Origin of the sequence: Mesorhizobium sp. M0306 (assembly GCF_040321655.1) — a bacterium.
GTDB lineage: Bacteria > Pseudomonadota > Alphaproteobacteria > Rhizobiales > Rhizobiaceae > Mesorhizobium.
The window spans coordinates 796,092-813,593 of record NZ_JAMYRY010000001.1 but is presented as its reverse complement, the minus strand read 5'-3'; the positions used below and the strand labels follow the sequence as shown (position 1 = coordinate 813,593).

The window sequence follows — 17,502 nt, the reverse complement described above, 5'->3', positions numbered from 1 at the left end:
CTGACTCCCGCTGATTCAGGGTTTGTTCACGGCTACATCTGGGCTTTCTGCCGGCGAGTCTCACCACATGCTGAATCACGGAAACTGGCCCGATTCATGCAAGCGGCATCCAAGCGAGCACCGCGGTTAACCTTTGCCGGTGAATGATCGTGGCCAGCCAATCTGCTCCGCCCAACATTATGAAATTATTGATGTTTCCTAATGCGCTTTAATCATTTCGAGGGTGTTTTCAGCTCTCGTCGTTAACGTTCCGCTCAAAGCCGGAACGAATCGGCGACGAATCAGCGATAGGCAAAGTTTCTTGGTTTGTTCACCGCAGCATGTTGTGTCGTGAACAGCTTTTCCACCGAGAATCCACAGGCCGCCGGACGAGTTGTGCACAGGTTGCGCAGTTGCCGTTAACCTTTGCGTGCCAGTTTGGGGCAGTGTCTGCGCCGCGATTTTGCAGCGGGAAAGGCTGCTATGGAACGGGCCGTTTCGCAGGGCCCGTTCATTCAGCGCGTATCTGTCTCAACGCAAAGATAAACGATCAGGCGATGTACTGGCCGCCATTAGCGCTGATGGTCGACCCGGTGATGAAACCGGCATCGTCGGAAGCGAGGAAGACGACGCAGCGCGCGATCTCCTCCGGCTCGCCGAGACGGCCGACCGGGATCTGCGGGATGACACGCTCGTTGAGGACCTTCTCGTCCATCGCCTTGACCATCTCGGTGGCGATATAGCCGGGGCAAATGACGTTGACGGTGATGCCGGCGCGCGCGCCTTCCTGGGCCAGTGCCTTGGTGAAGCCGATATCGCCCGCCTTCGAGGCCGAATAATTGACCTGGCCGACCTGGCCTTTCTGGCCGTTGATCGAGGAGATGGTGATGATGCGACCGAACTTGCGGTCGCGCATGCCGCCCCACAACGGATGCGTCATGTTGAAGACGCCGGAAAGGTTGGTGTCGAGGACCTCCTTCCATTGCTCTCGCGTCATCTTGTGGAACATCGCGTCGCGAGTGATGCCGGCATTGTTGACCAGCACCGAGACGGGACCGAGATCGGCCTCGATCTGTTTGATGCCGGCGGCGCAGGCCTCGTAATCGGCGACGGACCATTTATAGACCGGGATGCCGGTCGCGGCCTTGAACTTTGCCGCCGCTTCCTCATTGCCGGCGTAGTTTGCGGCGACCGAATAGCCGGCGCTTTTCAAGGCGACCGATATCGCCGCGCCGATGCCGCGCGACCCGCCTGTGACGATTGCAACCTTTGTCATATGTCCTCCCGGGAAATGCAGATGACTGAGCGTTGAAGCGGTGGGGTTTGCCCTCTATTCCTACTCGCTTTGCGCCAGCATCCTATTCGTATCGCTTATCTCATCACAATGCTTCCACGCACATGGCAACACCCATGCCGCCGCCGATGCACAGCGTGGCAAGACCTTTCTTGGCACTTCTGCGGCGCATTTCGTAGACCAGCGTGTTGAAGATGCGCGCGCCCGAGGCGCCGACCGGATGGCCGATGGCGATGGCGCCGCCATTGACGTTGACGATCGCCGGGTCCCAGCCCATGTCCTTGTTGACGGCGCAGGCCTGCGCGGCGAAGGCCTCGTTGGCTTCGACCAAATCGAGGTCGCCGACTGACCAGCCGGCCTTGGCCAGCGCCCTGCGCGAGGAGGGGATCGGTCCCGTCCCCATGATCTGCGGGTCGACGCCGGCGGTCGCCCAGGAAACGATACGCACCAGCGGTGTGATGCCGCGCCTTGCGGCTTCCGTTTCGGTCATCAGCACCACGGCGGCGGCGCCGTCGTTGATGCCGGAGGCATTGGCAGCGGTTACCGTGCCTTCCTTGTCAAAGGCCGGCTTGAGCTTGGTCATGGCGTCGATTGTCGCGCCGTGGCGGATGTATTCATCCTGGTCGACTATCGTGTCGCCCTTCCTGCCCTTGACTGTGAAGGCAACGATCTCGTCCTTGAATTTTCCGGCTTTCTGCGCGGCCTCGGCCTTGTTCTGGGAAGCCAGTGCGAACTGGTCCTGGTCGTCGCGGGTGATCTGGAACTGGCGGGCGACGTTCTCCGCGGTGTTGCCCATATGATAGCCATAGAAGGCATCGGTCAGGCCGTCCTTGATCATGGTGTCGATCAGCTTGAAATCGCCCATCTTGACGCCACCGCGCAGATGCTGCGCGTGCGGAGCCATCGACATTGATTCCTGGCCGCCGGCAACGATGATCCTTGCGTCGCCCTGGGCGATCTGTTGCATGCCGAGCGCGATGGCGCGCAAGCCGGAGCCGCAGAGCTGGTTGAGGCCCCAGGAGGTCGCCTCCTGCGGCACGCCGGCGGCCATAGCCGCCTGCCGCGCCGGGTTCTGCCCTTGAGCCGCGGTCAGGATCTGGCCGAGGATGACCTCGTCCACCTCTTTGCCGTCGACGCCGGCACGGACCAGCGCTTCCTTGACGGCGACGGCACCCAATTCATGGGCTGGCGTGTTGGCGAAGGCGCCGTTGAAGGAGCCGACGGGCGTGCGCGCCGCACTGGCGACAACGATGGCGTTGGAAGCGGACATGTTCTTCTCCAGGCTTTCGGGGAACGATTTCGGGTGCCGTCGGGGACTTTTCTTGCCCTTTCCACAACCCGAGTCAAACCCGAAATGGGTAGGGCGTTGCTCCGTCGCAAGCAGGCCGCGCGTCGCGGCGACGGCAGCCCATCCGTGCTGCGCAGCATAAAATGTTCTCGCACTGCACAAACTGCTTGGATTCATGACGCTTTTGCGCATATCCTTTAAAAAGGCGCAATCGTTACCGGCGGCTTACTTAAGCTGCCCGGTGTCCGGGGAGGATGCAGATGGCCGCAAAAGACGAACCTATTGTTATCAAGAAATATGCCAATCGCCGTCTCTACAATACGGGCACCAGCACCTATGTGACGCTCGAGGATCTCGCTGAAATGGTCAAAAAAGGCGAGGACTTTACTGTCCAGGACGCCAAGACCGGTGACGACATCACGCATCCGGTGCTGACCCAGATCATCTTCGAGCTGGAGAACAAGGACGGGCAGAACATGCTGCCGATCCCGTTCCTGCGTCAGCTCATCGCCTATTATGGCGACCAGATGCAGATGATCGTGCCGAGCTTTCTCGAGCAGTCGATGCTGGCCTTCTCGAAGGAGCAGGAACGCTTTCGCGAGCAGATGAAAGATGCCCTCGGCAAGTCGCCGATGGACATGATGAAGATCGCGACGCCGATCAAGGTGCTGGAGGAGCAGACTCGGCGTAACATGGAAATGTTCCAGAACGCCATGCGGCTGTTCACGCCGTTCCCGCCTGCGGGCTCTGCGCCGGCAGCACCGCCGGCCGAACCGGCCAGGAAGGAAACATCGGAAAAACCCGACGACCTTCAGGAGCTGAAGGAGCAGATCGCCGCGATGCAGCGCAAGCTCGACACGATGTCGTGACTGCCGGCCGGCGAAGCGCCGGCCCAAATTTCCCTCAGCAGGCCCGTGTCAGAAAACATCTTTGCCTCGAAGGTGAAGATGTCATCCATGCTCTATTTCGTGGTCACCGTCACCAGAGCGGTAACAGGTTTGCCGTCTACTAGAATGGGCCGGTGATGATCATCGGCAAGAAGCACGCCGATCACGTGTCTGCCGGCGGCATCCGGGCAATGGCCAAAACGGGCCTTGATAAGATCACCGCCAAAGTCGCTGTTCATGCTGTTGTACGGCTTGCCGGGGATGTTGCAGGTCTCTCCGTTGGGATCGATCTTCATATGCACGTGGCCGCATTGCTTGATTTCCCCGCACTCACCCGCAGGGAGCAGCCTGAAGTTGCTCCTGACGACAACGCCTATCGCCTTCTCAGGAGCATTGCCTAGTTCGACAACTGAACCTGCCGTCGGCCAGACGACTTCCAGGGTGGGCCGATCCTCGGCCTCGGCAGATACGAGCGACAATAAGGAGAAAGCGAGGGCAGTCGTTGCGGTGATGCGAAACATGGTAACCTCCGTTGCGATGTAAACGTTGATTACATACGCAGCGCTCGAACACAAGGGAAATAATCAGTGATTACATTCCGCTCTCGTGTTATTTGGCTGAGATGACCAAGACTACTGATTCCGACGAAGCCGGAGATGCCAAGCGATATCATCACGGCAATCTCGTCGAGGCCTTGATCACGGCAACCGTGGAGATCATCGAGGAACGGGGAGCCGAGCATGTGTCCGTACGCGAGGCCGCAAAACGTGCCGGCGTTTCACCCGGCGCACCATTCCGGCATTTTCGATCGAAAACAGCGCTGCTAACCGCAGTCGCCGAACAGGCCATGGATCGGCTGACAAAGGCTGTTGCCAAGGCGCAGTCGAAAATCGACAGCGCAGATCCCATTGAGGCCTTCGAAGCAATCGGACAAGGCTATCTGGAATGGGCAATTACCAACCCCACGCATTTCCAGATCATCAGTTCCCGAACCCTGATTGATTTTGAAGGGTCGGACAGCCTTCGTGATCAGAATGAGGCTATTCGGCGGACGATGATCGACTTGCTGACGCAAGCGCAACAACAGGGTCGGCTTGCTCCCGACACCGACTTTGATCATCTTGTGCTTGCCGCGCGTGCACTCGTTTACGGGTTGGCACGCATGGCGATCGATGGTCATTTCCGGGAATGGCATCCGTGCGAGCCGCCAGCCCTGGCCGCGCAGCGGGCTCTCCGACTTTTCATGAGCCGGATGACCATTCCATCTAAAGCTTAATTCGCCAGCACCCAAAAAGGGGCCGAGGTTGCGCCGCCAGCTAATGGAACTCCGGCAACGGTCCCTGGTAGCGGGCGCGTGGTCTGATCAGGCCGCTGCTTATCACCTGCTCCACGGCATGCGCGGCCCAGCCGACGCTGCGGCCGAGCGCAAACAAGCGGAACGGCGCATCGGACGGCAAGCGGAGGCTGCGCGTCAGCGCGGCCAAGGCGAAATCGACGTTCGGGCGCATGCCCGTTGCCGCAAAGGCCGCATCGCAAAGCCGTACCAGCCCATCATCGACATCGATTGCGGCCAGCAACGGTTCCGCACGCGGATCGCCGTCGGGATAAAGCGGATGGCCAAATCCGGGCAGTGGCCTGTCGTGACCAAGCCAGCGTCCGACAGCCGCATCCGGCCCGAATCTCTGCGCATCCTCCGCCAACATCATGACCGCCTCCGCGGCGGCGCCATGGCGCGGACCGGAGAGCGTGGCGAGGCCGGCAAGCAGGCAGGCCGAAACAGGTGCGCCGGTGGACGCGGCGACCCGCGCGGCGAAGGTCGATGCGTTCAATTCGTGATCGGCCAACAGTACCAGTGAGCGGCGGATCAAGTCTGCGCCGGCCGCATCGAGCGACCATCCCCGCGCCAGCCTTTCGTGCACGGCACCAGTTCCGGGAATCGCGCCGAGCGCCTGAGCCAGAGCGGCGATGGCGCCGGCCGCATCGTGGTTGAGCGAAGCCGATCTGCGGCCGAGCGAAGGCCGGCCGTTAGCCGCCAACGCGGCCAATTCCGCGAAGGCAGCCGGCCGGCCAGTTGCGCCGTTGCCATGGCGGCTCGCCGAGACGAACGACACTGGTGCGTCGGATGCCCAAAGCAGGTTTGCCGTCTGCTCCAGCGTGGCAGTCTCGCAGAGTGCAACCGCATCCTGGCCGCGATAGACGAGGCGGCCTTGCAAAACGGTCGAGATCGTGGTGGCGATTGCCGGCTCACCCCAGGCGATTGCACTTTCGGCGATAGCCTGGGGATTTCGGCCGCGCGCCCGCCGGCTCGCCAGCGCCGCGATGTCGTCGGCGCGATACTGACTGCGGCGTGGGTCGGCCCGATCCGGCCGCATGCCGATGCGTCCGCGGCTGACATAGGCATAGAGCGTCTGAGCGCGCACCTTGAGACGCTCCAGGGCTTCGTCCCGCGTCAGCCACTCCGTCATGTCAGCCTTGGCATGTTGATTCAGTTGATCAAGATTGATGGTCCAGTCGCCAACCCTTATCTACCGCCCAGAAAGGGTCAAGGAGAAAACCAATGGCGAATGGGCTCGATGATGTGGTGGCGGCGGAAACGGTGCTCTCCGATGTCGACGGTCTTGCTGGCCGCCTGACCATCCGGGGCCATTCGTTGCCCGAACTGGCAGGCCGCTGGAAATACGCCGAGGTGGTTCATCTGCTGTTCGACGGCTTTTTCGACGATCTTCCCGGCGACAAGGAACTGGCGAAGGCGATCGGTCGGGCGCGCAGCGAAGTGTTCGAGCAGATCGAACCCTTGCTGCCGTTTCTCGCATCCCTCGACATCTACAGCGCGATGCGCGCCGGCATTGCCGTGCTGCCGGACGGCGACAAATTGCCGGACGCGCTGCGGCTGGTTGCGGCACCTGCCGTGCTGACGCCGGCCTTGCAGCGCTTCCAGCGCGGCGAAAGCCCAATTGCGCCTGATAGCAAGGCCGATCATGCCGCCGACATGCTGCGGATGCTGACCGGCATTGCGGCTTCGCCGAAGTTGGCGAAAGCGCTCGATACCTATCTCGTGACGGTTTGCGACCATGGCCTCAACGCATCGACCTTCGCCACGCGCGTGGTCGCTTCGACGCAAGCCGGGCTTACTTCGGCGGTGCTGGCCGGGCTCGGAGCGCTCAAGGGGCCGCTGCATGGTGGCGCGCCAGGTCCGGTGATCGAGATGCTGGATGCGATCGAGGCGCATGGCGACGCCGCCGGCTGGCTGCGTGACGAGATCGGGCGCGGCCGCCGCATCATGGGCTTCGGGCATCGCATCTACCGCGTGCGCGATCCGCGTGCCGACGTGCTGAAAGCGGTGGTGCGGCAGCTTGGCGCCAAGGGCGAAACCGGCCACCGGCTGGCGTTTGCCGAGCGTGTGGAGCAAGCGGCACTCGAAGTGCTTCGCATCGCCAAGCCGTCGCGCTCGATCCAGACCAATGTCGAGTTCTTCACAGCGCTCCTGCTGGAAGCGGCGGGCTTTCCGAAAGAGGCGTTCACCAATGTCTTTGCTGCCGGGCGCGTCGCCGGCTGGATCGCCCATGCGCGCGAGCAGCAGACGAGCGGACGGCTGATCCGGCCGCAGTCGCGCTATATCGGGACGGTGCCGGACCTCGTCGCCTAAGGATTTCTCCCCGAATGCTTACGGAAACCGGCCCGCTACAGCCGGTGCCGGACACTCTCTCGTCGAGATGGGAGAGGTCCTCATGACAAAAATTTCATGTCATTGCTCCACACATCCGCTGTTCTTGGGTGACAGAGAGCCTATATGCTGCAGTGCAGCATGGTTCCACGGGAGCCCGCCTCGAAAGGAATAAGCCGCCTTGACCGCCAGAAAAACCGCCATCGTCACCGGTTCCACCTCGGGCATCGGCCTGGCAATTGCCCACGCGCTCGCGGCCGAAGGCTGCAACGTCGTCGTCAATTCCTTTTCCGACACCGCCGACGATCACGCCATCGCCGATGCGATCGCGAAGCACCACAAGGTGAAGACCGTCTACGTCAAGGCCGACATGTCGAAGCCGGCCGAGTGCCGGGCTTTGGTGGCGAAGGCAGCCGAGGCATTCGGCTCGGTCGAAATCCTGGTCAACAACGCCGGCATCCAGCATGTCGCGCCGGTGGAAAGCTTCCCGATCGAGAAGTGGGACGCGATCATCGCCATCAACCTGTCATCGGCCTTCCACACCATCGCCGCCGCCATCCCGCTGATGAAACAGGCCGGTGGCGGCCGGATCGTCAACGTCGCCTCGGCCCACGGCCTTGTCGCCTCGCCATTCAAGTCGGCCTATGTCTCGGCCAAGCATGGCATTGTGGGCCTGACCAAAACAGTTGCCCTGGAGCTGGCGCGCGACAAGATCACCTGCAATGCCATTTGTCCCGGCTATGTGCTGACGCCGCTGGTCGAGGCGCAGATCCCCGACCAGATGAAGGCCAACAAGATGGACCGCGAGACGGTGGTCCGCGAGGTCATGCTCGAAAAGCAGCCGACCAAGGAGTTCGTCACCGTCGAGCAGGTTGCGGCGGCCGCGGTGTTCCTATGCTCGGATGCGGCGGCGCAGATCAACGGCACGCACGTCTCTGTCGACGGCGGCTGGACCGCTCAGTGAGCCTTCCAGCGGTCAAGGGCCACGCTATGCCGAAAAACGGCAAGGCGGAAGAGCAAAGAAGATCAACATCGCGCTGCAAGGCGGCGGTTCGCACGGGGCGTTTTCCTGGGGCGTGCTCGATCGGCTGCTCGAGGACGGGCGCCTCGATATAACGGCGGTTTCGGGCACCAGCGCTGGCGCCATGAATGCCGTGGCGCTGGCCGACGGTTTCGTCCGCGGCGGGGTCGAGGGCGCGCGGCGCAAGCTCGACGATTTCTGGCGTGCGGTGGCGGCAAAGGGCCGCTTCAGTCCGGTGCAGCGCATGCCTTGGGACGTCGCCTGGGGCAATTGGTCGATCGAGAACACGCCCGGCTATTTCCTGTTCGATACGATGTCTCGGGTATTTTCGCCCTATGTCGCCAATCCGCTCGCCATCAATCCGCTGCGCGACGTGGTCGAACGTGAGATCGATTTCGACAATGTGCGCGCCTGCAAATCGATGGAACTGTTCATTTCCGCTACCAATGTCGAGACCGGCCAGTTGCGGGTCTTCTCGGACGGCGAGATCGACCTCGACACGGTGATGGCGTCGGCCTGCCTGCCGCAATTGTTCCGTGCCGTCGAGATCAAGGGCGTGCCCTATTGGGATGGCGGCTATGGCGGCAACCCGGCACTGTTCCCGTTCTTCAAGACCGCGGCCACCGAGGACGTGCTCTTGGTGCAGATCAATCCGGTGGTCCGCGAGGGGACGCCGAAGAGCGCCAATGAGATCCAGAACCGCATCGACGAGATCACCTTCAATGCCGGGCTGTTGCGCGAATTCCGCTCGATCGCCTTCGTCAAGGAACTGATCGCCGCCGGCCGATTGCCGCACGGCGAATATCGCGACATCCGCATGCACCGCATCGATGCCGACGCAGCATTCAAGGATCTGTCGGCATCGTCCAAAGTCAATGCCGAATGGGCGTTCCTTGCCTATCTGCGCGACCTGGGCCGCACCGCAGCCAGTGATTGGCTGGAAGAAAACTACGACGCCGTAGGCAAGCGGCCGACGATCGATCTGTCCGGCGAGCTCGACGACGGCTTGAAGCCGGTGCGCGGGCCGGCGCCGGGCCGGCGCGTCAAGGAGTTTCTTGCGGCGCGCAAGCAGCCCGAGGCCGCCCGCCGTCCGGCCTAGAACGATTTACCGTTTCACGGAAACGCCGAACCGCTCTATCTTTTTTGACGCAATTCCGGACGGAAAACCGTTTCACACTTTTCCTGGAATTGTTCTGGCTCCTCCGCAAAGCAGATGACATCGCAATCTGTCCAATCATCCTGACACTTGCTGCCAAACCGCTGTTTTGGCGATCAACAGCCGATGCTGCAGCCGCATCTTTGCGGACAAAGCAACAATCCATCAACATTTCTGACTATATTGCGATGCAACTTTGAGGTAGAAGCGCGCTTCGCCGATCACGGCAATTTGAATACGGCCTCGCGCGCACCCATATCGGCGACGCGCCCCAAGTAAAAGATGCGGCCTGGCCGAACCCCGCGCACTGGAAAAAATGACGATGCCGAAATTCAGGTTTCACAAGCTTGCAGCCATTGTTGTGCTCATCGGGTTCGCCGGCTGGATGGCGACAGGCGAATTCTCGTCCGTCGGCAGCGCGTCCGCCGACAACAAGCCCAAGGCAGGAGAGGTCGAGCAGCCCAAGGCCGCCGACTCAGGTAAGCCCCAAACTGGCGAACAGGGGGCTGCCAAGCCGGGGACTGCCGAGGCAGAACAGCCCAAGGCGCCCTTGCGCACGGTCGCGATCATAACCCCGCCGCGGCGCACCTATGCACGCGCTATCCGCATTTCCGGACTGACCGAAGCCGACAAGCGCGCCGTCCTGGCGACACGCGTCGCCGGAGTCATAGACAAGCTGCCGGTCAAGCAGGGTCAGCACGTCAAGACCGGCGACCTCATCCTGATGCTTGCCGCCGAGGAAAAAATCTCGGCGGTCGACAACGCCAAGCAGCTTGTCGTGCAACGTGAGGCCGAGCTGGCTGCGGCCCTGCGGCTGATGAAAACCGGCAATCTGCCGACGCTGCAGCTCGATACGGCCCGCTCCAACCTGTCGCTGGCCAAGTCGCAACTGGACGCCGCGCAAGCTGAGCTCGACCGCAATGAGGTGAAGGCGCCCTTCGACGGCGTTATCGACCGGGTGCCGGTGGAGCTTGGCAGTTCGGTGATGCAGGGCGGCGAGGTGGCTACCATTCTCAGCCTCGATCCGGTGATTGCACGCGGCGAGGTCAGCGAACGCGATCTCGGCTATTTGAAGATCGGCGACAAGGCAAATGTGCGTCTGGTCAGCGGCCAGAATGTCGAAGGCATCGTGCGCTACATCAGCCGGGATGCGTCTTCGGCAACCCGTACCTTCCGGGTCGAAGTCGCCATCCCCAACGCTGATGGTTCCGTACCAGCCGGCATGACGGCCGAAATCGCGCTCAGCGCCCAGCCGACCGACGCCGTGATGCTGCCGCGCTCGGTGGTGACGCTCGGCGACAAGGGCGACCTCGGCATCCGCGCCGTCGACAAGGACGACAAGGTCGTGTTCTTCCCGATCGACCTGGTTGACGACACGCCGACCGGCCTGGTGCTTGGTGGCATTCCGGCCGACGCCCGCATCATCGTCGCTGGCCAGGAGCTGGTGAAGGAAGGCGAAGCGGTCAAGCCGGTCGAGGCCGACCAGGCGACCATTCAAAAGCTGTTGGGCGAAGCGACGACCGGGACGCAGTAATCATGGACATCGTCAAACTTGCAATCAGCAATGCCCGGCTGACCATTGCGGTCCTGGTCTTTCTCATCCTTGCCGGTGCGGTCGCCTACCAGTCGACGCCGAAGGAAGCGGAACCCGACGTTCCGATTCCGATGATGTATGTCAGCCTGATCTACCAGGGCATCTCGCCGGAAGACTCCGAACGCCTCCTGCTGCGGCCGATGGAAGCCAAGCTGAAGAGCCTAAAGGGCCTCAAGGAGATGCGCTCGGCCGCCTTCCAGGGCGGCGGTTATGTGCTGGTCGAATTCCAGCCACAGACGGATCTCGCCACCGCGCTGCAGGACACGCGCAGCAAGGTGCAGGACGGCAAGGCCGACCTGCCGCAAGCGGCTGAGGAGCCCGTGGTCTCCGAGGTCAACATCTCCGAGTTCCCCGTCCTGGTCGTGACGCTGTCGGGCGAGGTGCCTGAGCGCGTGCTGACGGCGGCGGCGCGCGAACTGCGCGACCGCATCGAGGAAGTGCCTGGCGTGCTCGAGGGCTCGCTGCAGGGTGCCCGCGACGACCTCGTCGAAGTTGTCATCGATCCGATGAAGCTGTCTTCCTATGGGCTGCAGCTCGACCAGTTGATCGGTGCGGTCGGCGCTTCCAACAGCCTTGTCGCCGCCGGCAACATCGAAGGGTCCGAGGGCAAATACGCGGTCAAGGTGCCTTCGCTTATCGAGACGCCAGAGGATGTGGCGGCGCTTCCGGTCGTCGCCGGCCCCAATGCGGTGGTGCAGGCCAAGGATATCGCCACCATCCGCTCGACCTTCAAGGACGCCGAGACGGTTACCCGCCTCGACGGCAAGCCGGCGATTGCCATCGAGGTGAAGAAGCGCATCGGCTCCAACCTGATCGATACGATTGGCAAGGTCAGGGAGGTGTCCGACGCCTTCATCAAGACGATGCCGGAGGGCATGCACGTCACCTACACGCAAGACAAGTCCGTGTTCGTGAACCAGCTGCTTGGCGACCTGCAGAACCACGTGATGATCGCCGTCATCCTGGTGTTCATCGTTATCCTCTATGCCCTGTCTGGCCGTGCCTCGCTGCTGATCGGATTGGCCATCCCCTCATCCTTCCTGATCGGCATCCTGTTGCTGGCGATGATGGGCTACACGATCAACATGATCGTGCTGTTCAGTCTCATCCTGGCGGTCGGCATGCTGGTCGACGACGCCATCATCGTCACCGAATTCGCCGAGCGACGCATGAGCGAGGGCATGCCGAAGGAACAAGCGTTCGCGCTTGCCGCCAAGCGCATGGCCGGCCCGGTCATTGCCGCGACGATGACCCGCATTGCCGCCTTCTCGCCGCTTTTGTTCTGGCCGGGCATCATCGGCGACTTCATGAAATATATGCCGATCACGCTGATCGTGACGCTCTCGGCCTCGATGCTCTATGCGCTGGTTTTCGCACCGACGCTGGGCGCCATATTCGCCAAGGCGCCGGCCCACCACCCCGACGACAATCGCGACGGCTGGTACATGGCCGTGGTCAAGCAGGCGGTGCATTATCCCATCACCGTGCTTGTCCTCACTGTGGCGCTGTTGTTCGGCGTCGGCTACGCCTATTCGAAATTCGGCGCCGGCGTCGAATTCTTCCCGAATGTCGAGCCTGACTACGGTCTGCTCTATGTCCACGCCCGCGGCAATCTTTCGCTTGCCGAAATGGATGCGGCCACCAAGACGGCGGAAAACCGGCTGCTCGGCTGGCCGGGCGTGAAGTCCGTCTATACCCGTGTCGGCAAGACGCAGGGCGGCGGCCAGGACGTTCCGGAAGACGTGGTCGGCGTAATCCAGTACGAATTCGTCGACTGGCGTGAGCGTAAATCGGCGAATTCAATCCTCGACGAACTGCGCGGCGTGATGGCCGGCATTCCCGGTGTCGACGTCGAGGTTCGCGTGCCGGAAGCCGGCCCGCCCACCGGCAAGCCGATCCAGATCAGGCTCTCGGCCGTCGATCCGAAGGGCCTTGACGACAAGGCCCGCGCCGTCGCCGCGCGCATTGCCAAGGTACCCGGGGTCATCGATATTTCCGACGGCCTGGCGCCGCCCGGCGTCGACTGGGCGCTTGAGGTCGATCGCGCCAAGGCGGCGCAGTACGGCATCAGCCCGACCGCGGTCGGGACGGTGGTGCAATTGGTGACCAACGGGCTGAAGCTCAGCGAGTACCGGCCCGCCGGCGCCGATGATGCCGTCGACATCAGACTGCGCCTGCCTGAGGATCGGCGCACGCTGTCGACGCTCGACGAACTGCGTGTTCAGACCGCGCAAGGCTCGGTGCCGATTTCGAACTTCGTCGTGCGCAAGCCGGAGCCGACGGTCGGCATCCTCAACCGCATCGACGGCGCGCGAACGGTGGTCGTCCAGGCCAACGTCGCTGCCGGCGCCCAGGTGGCTGCCGTCCAGCAGGAGGTCACCAAAGCTGTCGCAGACATGAACCTCGGCAGCGGCATTCGCTGGAAGCTTGCCGGTTCGAACGAGGACAGCGCGGAGGCCGGTGCCTTCCTCAGCAAAGCCTTCGGCGCGGCGATCTTCCTGATCTTCATCGTGCTTCTGGCGCAGTTCAACAAGTTCACCAGCGTCTGGCTGGTGCTGTCCTGCGTGGTCATGGCGACGATCGGCGTGTTCCTCGGGCTGCTGCTGACGGGAGAGGCATTCGGTATCGTCATGTCGGGCATCGGTGTCATCGCGCTGGCCGGCGTGGTGGTGAACAACAACATCGTGCTGATCGACACCTATGACCGGTTGCGCGAAGAGGGCTGGGACAAATACGAAGCCGTTCTGCAGACCTGCCGCGAACGTGCCCGCCCGGTGGTGCTGACGGCAGTGTCGGCGATCCTCGGCGTGCTGCCGATCGCTTTCGGCCTCGGCCTCGAAATCTTCCATCATGAGACGACGATCAACGCGCCGTCGACGCAATGGTGGATATCGCTGTCCTCGGCGATCGTCTTCGGGCTGTCCTTCGCCACCGTGCTGACGCTGGTGGTGACGCCGTCGATGCTGATGGTATTCACTCGCGCCAAGGTCAAACCCGGTGCGCGTCGGGGCTGGTTCAGCCGCCTGTTCGGGCGTGGCAAGCCCGAGATCACCTCGGAGGGCCTGGAGGCCGATCTGGGCACCGAACCGGCGATCGCCTTCCCGAAGGCCGCCGAATAGATCGACGTCCCCAATCAAGCAAAGGCCGCCCGGGAACAATGGGCGGCCTTCTGCATTGTTCCGTCATTGCAACCTCAAAGCGAGGATTTTCTGATGACGATCAGCACCATTCTCATCATTATTCTTATTCTTATTCTGATCGGCGCGGTTCCGGCATGGCCGCATTCGCGGTCCTGGGGTTACGGACCATCCGGCATCGTCGGCGTCATTCTGATCGTTGTCCTGGTGCTGCTGTTGATGGGCCGGATCTGACCGCAATCATTGGTCGTGACAAGCGGCGGATGACCATCTGGCCATCCGCCTTTTTTTGGTTTGTTGTTAGGCAACTTTTTGCGTCGTCTTGAGCGTGGCGATGCCGATATCCTCGAGCGCTTCCGACACTGCATTTTCCAGCGGCGTGTGCGGGATCGCACCGATAATGCCTTCCAGCCTGCCTGAAGCCAGCCGGTGCGGCTCGAAGCGGAGATAGGACATCGAAACGATCTCGCGCCACATCGCCACAAACGGGCTGCCGGCACGCAGCACCCACCACGGCATCGAGGTCAGTTTCAGCGAGCGCCCGAGCGCCTTCTCGGCGGCCGCCTTGATCTCCAGGTCGTATACCGCATGGCCAGGAAAGTTCAGCGCGTCGTAGGAGCCGATCTTGTCGAGATTGTCAGCCAGCCCGACGAAGGCCTTGGCCAGATCTGGCAGAAAGGCCCATTCATGTACCAGATCGACCGGCCCCGGCGCGGTATACACGCCCTTGGTCATCTTGGCGGCAACAACCAGATCGAACCACGATCCGCCGCCGGTGCCGCCGAAGAAATCACCGGCGCGCAGCAGGATCGTGCGCACCCGACCCGCGTCGGCCTCGCGGCGAAACAGATCTTCCATCGCAACGCGGATACGGCCCTTTTCCGTCGTCGGGCGAAACGGCGTGTCTTCGGTGATCACCGCCGGCATCGGCGAGCCGTAATTGTAGACGGTGCCCGGGAAGAGATGCAGCGCGCCATTCGCCCGGCAGGCAGCCATCACATTCTCGGCCATCGGCAGGCATTTGCTCCAGTCGGTGTAGAGTGGGTTGAGGCCGTTGAAAATGATATCAATGCCGTCGGTGGCGCGGATCAGCGCATCGCGGTCGAGCGCGTCGCCGGCGATCGCCGTGGCGCCTTTGAGCTCCGACGGCACCTTGCCGCTGCGGGTGACGGCGCGAACGTCGTAGCCGGCATCGAGGAAGGCCTTGGCCACCGTGCGGCCGAGCCGGCCATTGGCGCCGAGAATTGCGATCTTGGTCATTGTTCGTCTCCGTGTTTGCGCTACGACCGCAATGTGATCTCCTCGCAAACGAATGAAAATTGACTAAAGCTGGCGGTCTGATATTCAATTTTGAATGGATATCGACTGGAACCTGATCAAGAGTTTCGTCACCGTCGCGGAGACCGGCAGCCTGTCGGCGGCCGCACGAAAACTTGCCGCAAGCCAGCCGACGCTCGGCCGCCACATCGCCGAGCTGGAACAGGCGCTCGGCGTCACCCTGTTCCGGCGCGGCCGGCGCGGCTATGCGCTCACGGAAGCGGGCAGCACGCTCTTTGAACGGGGCCGCGCGGTGAGCGAACAAGCGAGCGCCTTTTCGCTGCTGGCGCTGGGATCGGTCGAGGCGATCGAGGGCACGGTGCGCATTGCCGCCAGCGAGGTGGTGGCGGCCTATGTGCTGCCGGAAATGACAGCGAGGCTTGGGACCGAGGAGCCAGGCATCGAGGTCGAGATCGTCGCCTCGAACCAGGTCGAGAATCTGCTGCGTCGCGACGCCGACATTGCCATCCGCATGGTTAAGCCGGCGCAGAGTGAACTGGTCGCGCGCAAGGTGACCGACATTCCGCTCCGCGCCTGCGCGGCAAAATCCTATCTCGACCGGCGTGGCCGTCCGCGCGAGGCCCGCGATCTGGCCGGCCACGATCTGGTCGGCTTCGACCGCAGCGATGAGATCATTCGCGGCTTCGTCCAATTCGGCGTCGCGCTCACCCGCAATGCCTTCCGCTTCAGGACCGACAATCAGATCGTGCTTTGGGAGGCGGTGCGGGCGGGAAACGGCATCGGCTTTGGCCAGGAGCCGCTGGCTGAGCGCGATGCGCTGGTCGAGACAGTGCTGCCGGGTCTCCCGCTGCCGACGCTGCCGGTGTGGCTGGCGATGCACCGGGACGTGCGTACCAGCGTGCGCATCCGCCGCGTGGCGGATTTCCTGTACGAAGAGTTCAAGCGCTATTCAGCCGGTGCAGGCTCGGCAGCAAATTCGGCGCGGTGAGCGAGCCCAGCCATCACCAGCACGACGATCAGTAGCCCAGAGAGAGCGACGAAGATCGGGCCGAAGCTCGAGTGTTCGGCGATGAAGCCGATCGCCGACGGCGCCACCAGAATGCCTGAGTAACCCATTGTGGTGACGACGCTCATGCCGGTGCCGGACGCCATGCCCTCCTGGTTGCCGCCGGCCGAAAAGATGATCGGCACCATGTTGGCAATGCCGAGGCCGCAAAAGGCAAAGGCGGCAATGGCCAGCCAAGGCGAGGGAGCCAGCCCGGCCACCAGCATGCCGGCAGCAGCGGCAAGGGCCGAGGCGCGCAGCGTCGTAACGGCACCGAAACGGTTGCGGACGCCATCGCCGAGAAAGCGCATGACGGCCATGACGCCGGAAAAGGCGGCATAGGCCAGGCCTGCGATGGCAAGATCGGCGCCGAGCTCCTGCCTGAGATACAGCGCCGCCCAGTCGAGTACCGCACCTTCGGAGATCATCGTCAGCAGCGCCATCAGCCCAACCAGATAGACCAGCGGGTTTGCCGGCAGAGCAAATTTGTGGTGCTCGGCGACTGGGTGCTTGTCCTCGACGATCAGGTAGCGGATCGCTACGGCGATGACGGCAAAGGCAAGAGCCGTCACCACTGTCGCATGGGCGAGGTGACCGTAGTTCTGGATGGCGAAACCCCCCAAAGCGCCGCCGGCGAAACCGCCAAGGCTCCAGAAGCCGTGCGAGGACGACATGATGGCACGGGACAGCCGCCGTTCGACTGCCACTGCATTGGCATTCATGGCGACGTCCATGCCGCCGATCGAACCGCCGAAGATGAACATGGCGACGGCCGCCAAGGGCACGTTGGGGGCCAGAGCCACGACCAAAAGGCCGAAGCTGCCGGCAAGTCCGAACCAGCGCAGCACCGTGCGCGAGCCATGCTTCGAGATCAGATGGCCGCACCAGGTCATGGCGGTGACGGCGCCGGCACCGAACAACAGGATCAGCAGGCCGAGCGTGAACTTGCTGATGTCCAGCCGGGTCAGGAACACCGGGATCTGCGGCGCCCAGCTGCCGGTCAGAAAGCCGTTGGCGAGGAAGATGCAGGCCACTGCCCAGCGTCCACGAATCGCGGTCTGCATGATTTTCTGCGCGTCCATCGGGTAGAATCCGGTTCGGAAATGGCTTTGCGCGGCAAATTAGATCGATTCAATTCACAGTCAAGCGCTCTTCGCCG

The 17,502-nt window shown here is 62.6% G+C and carries 14 protein-coding genes and 1 pseudogene; 9 read left to right on the top strand and 6 right to left on the bottom strand.

Annotated features, from left to right (window positions below):
• Positions 1–529 precede the first annotated feature (529 nt).
• Together phbB and NKI95_RS04225 are read right to left on the bottom strand one after the other, a co-directional pair.
• Positions 530–1,255 (bottom strand): acetoacetyl-CoA reductase, encoded by a 726-nt coding sequence (gene phbB / locus NKI95_RS04230; protein ID WP_352714390.1) that lies wholly within the window; start codon positions 1,253–1,255, stop codon positions 530–532.
• 103 nt (positions 1,256–1,358) lie between these two features.
• Entirely contained in the window at positions 1,359–2,543 is a 1,185-nt protein-coding gene (locus tag NKI95_RS04225) for an acetyl-CoA C-acetyltransferase (RefSeq protein WP_352714388.1), read from the bottom strand.
• A gap of 278 nt (positions 2,544–2,821) precedes the next feature.
• Here NKI95_RS04225 and phaR point away from each other — a divergent pair, with 278 nt between their 5' ends.
• Positions 2,822–3,430 (top strand): polyhydroxyalkanoate synthesis repressor PhaR, encoded by a 609-nt coding sequence (gene phaR / locus NKI95_RS04220; protein ID WP_352714387.1) that lies wholly within the window; start codon positions 2,822–2,824, stop codon positions 3,428–3,430.
• Positions 3,431–3,522: 92 nt separating this feature from the next.
• Here phaR and NKI95_RS04215 read toward each other — a convergent pair whose 3' ends face one another.
• A complete protein-coding gene (locus NKI95_RS04215; RefSeq protein ID WP_352714386.1) occupies positions 3,523–3,969 on the bottom strand; it encodes a hypothetical protein in 447 nt (148 codons plus the stop codon).
• A gap of 101 nt (positions 3,970–4,070) precedes the next feature.
• On the opposite strand from NKI95_RS04215, the gene NKI95_RS04210 reads away from it, so the two are divergent.
• Positions 4,071–4,724: a TetR/AcrR family transcriptional regulator gene (locus tag NKI95_RS04210; RefSeq protein WP_352714385.1), complete on the top strand. Its 654-nt coding sequence runs from the start codon at positions 4,071–4,073 to the stop codon at positions 4,722–4,724.
• 40 nt (positions 4,725–4,764) lie between these two features.
• On the opposite strand, the gene NKI95_RS04205 is transcribed toward NKI95_RS04210, so the two are convergent.
• A complete protein-coding gene (locus NKI95_RS04205) occupies positions 4,765–5,913 on the bottom strand; it encodes a citrate/2-methylcitrate synthase (protein WP_352714383.1) in 1,149 nt (382 codons plus the stop codon).
• Between the two features lie 92 nt (positions 5,914–6,005).
• On the opposite strand from NKI95_RS04205, the gene NKI95_RS04200 reads away from it, so the two are divergent.
• The 6 genes and pseudogenes from NKI95_RS04200 (at position 6,006) to NKI95_RS04175 (ending at position 14,254) form a co-directional block, all read left to right on the top strand.
• Positions 6,006–7,094 carry a citrate synthase/methylcitrate synthase gene (locus NKI95_RS04200; protein ID WP_352714382.1) on the top strand — a complete coding sequence of 363 codons (1,089 nt, stop codon included), beginning with the start codon at positions 6,006–6,008 and terminating at the stop codon, positions 7,092–7,094.
• Between the two features lie 199 nt (positions 7,095–7,293).
• Positions 7,294–8,076, top strand: a complete 783-nt coding sequence (locus tag NKI95_RS04195; RefSeq protein WP_352714380.1) for a 3-hydroxybutyrate dehydrogenase — start codon at positions 7,294–7,296, stop codon at positions 8,074–8,076.
• Positions 8,077–8,102: 26 nt separating this feature from the next.
• A pseudogene (locus tag NKI95_RS04190) lies at positions 8,103–9,232 on the top strand (patatin-like phospholipase family protein).
• 379 nt (positions 9,233–9,611) lie between these two features.
• Positions 9,612–10,823, top strand: a complete 1,212-nt coding sequence (locus NKI95_RS04185; RefSeq protein ID WP_352714378.1) for an efflux RND transporter periplasmic adaptor subunit — start codon at positions 9,612–9,614, stop codon at positions 10,821–10,823.
• A gap of 2 nt (positions 10,824–10,825) precedes the next feature.
• Positions 10,826–14,002 carry an efflux RND transporter permease subunit gene (locus NKI95_RS04180; RefSeq protein WP_352714376.1) on the top strand — a complete coding sequence of 1,059 codons (3,177 nt, stop codon included), beginning with the start codon at positions 10,826–10,828 and terminating at the stop codon, positions 14,000–14,002.
• Positions 14,003–14,095: 93 nt separating this feature from the next.
• Entirely contained in the window at positions 14,096–14,254 is a 159-nt protein-coding gene (locus NKI95_RS04175) for a DUF3309 family protein (RefSeq protein ID WP_023678456.1), read from the top strand.
• A 66-nt stretch (positions 14,255–14,320) separates the two neighbouring features.
• On the opposite strand, the gene NKI95_RS04170 is transcribed toward NKI95_RS04175, so the two are convergent.
• Positions 14,321–15,280 carry an SDR family oxidoreductase gene (locus NKI95_RS04170; protein ID WP_352714374.1) on the bottom strand — a complete coding sequence of 320 codons (960 nt, stop codon included), beginning with the start codon at positions 15,278–15,280 and terminating at the stop codon, positions 14,321–14,323.
• A 94-nt stretch (positions 15,281–15,374) separates the two neighbouring features.
• On the opposite strand from NKI95_RS04170, the gene NKI95_RS04165 reads away from it, so the two are divergent.
• Positions 15,375–16,286 carry a LysR family transcriptional regulator gene (locus NKI95_RS04165; protein WP_352714372.1) on the top strand — a complete coding sequence of 304 codons (912 nt, stop codon included), beginning with the start codon at positions 15,375–15,377 and terminating at the stop codon, positions 16,284–16,286.
• Here the strand turns inward: NKI95_RS04165 and NKI95_RS04160 are convergent.
• Positions 16,244–17,425 (bottom strand): MFS transporter, encoded by a 1,182-nt coding sequence (locus NKI95_RS04160; RefSeq protein ID WP_352714371.1) that lies wholly within the window; start codon positions 17,423–17,425, stop codon positions 16,244–16,246. The two genes, NKI95_RS04165 and NKI95_RS04160, sit on opposite strands and share 43 nt — an antisense overlap.
• Positions 17,426–17,502: the final 77 nt, after the last annotated feature.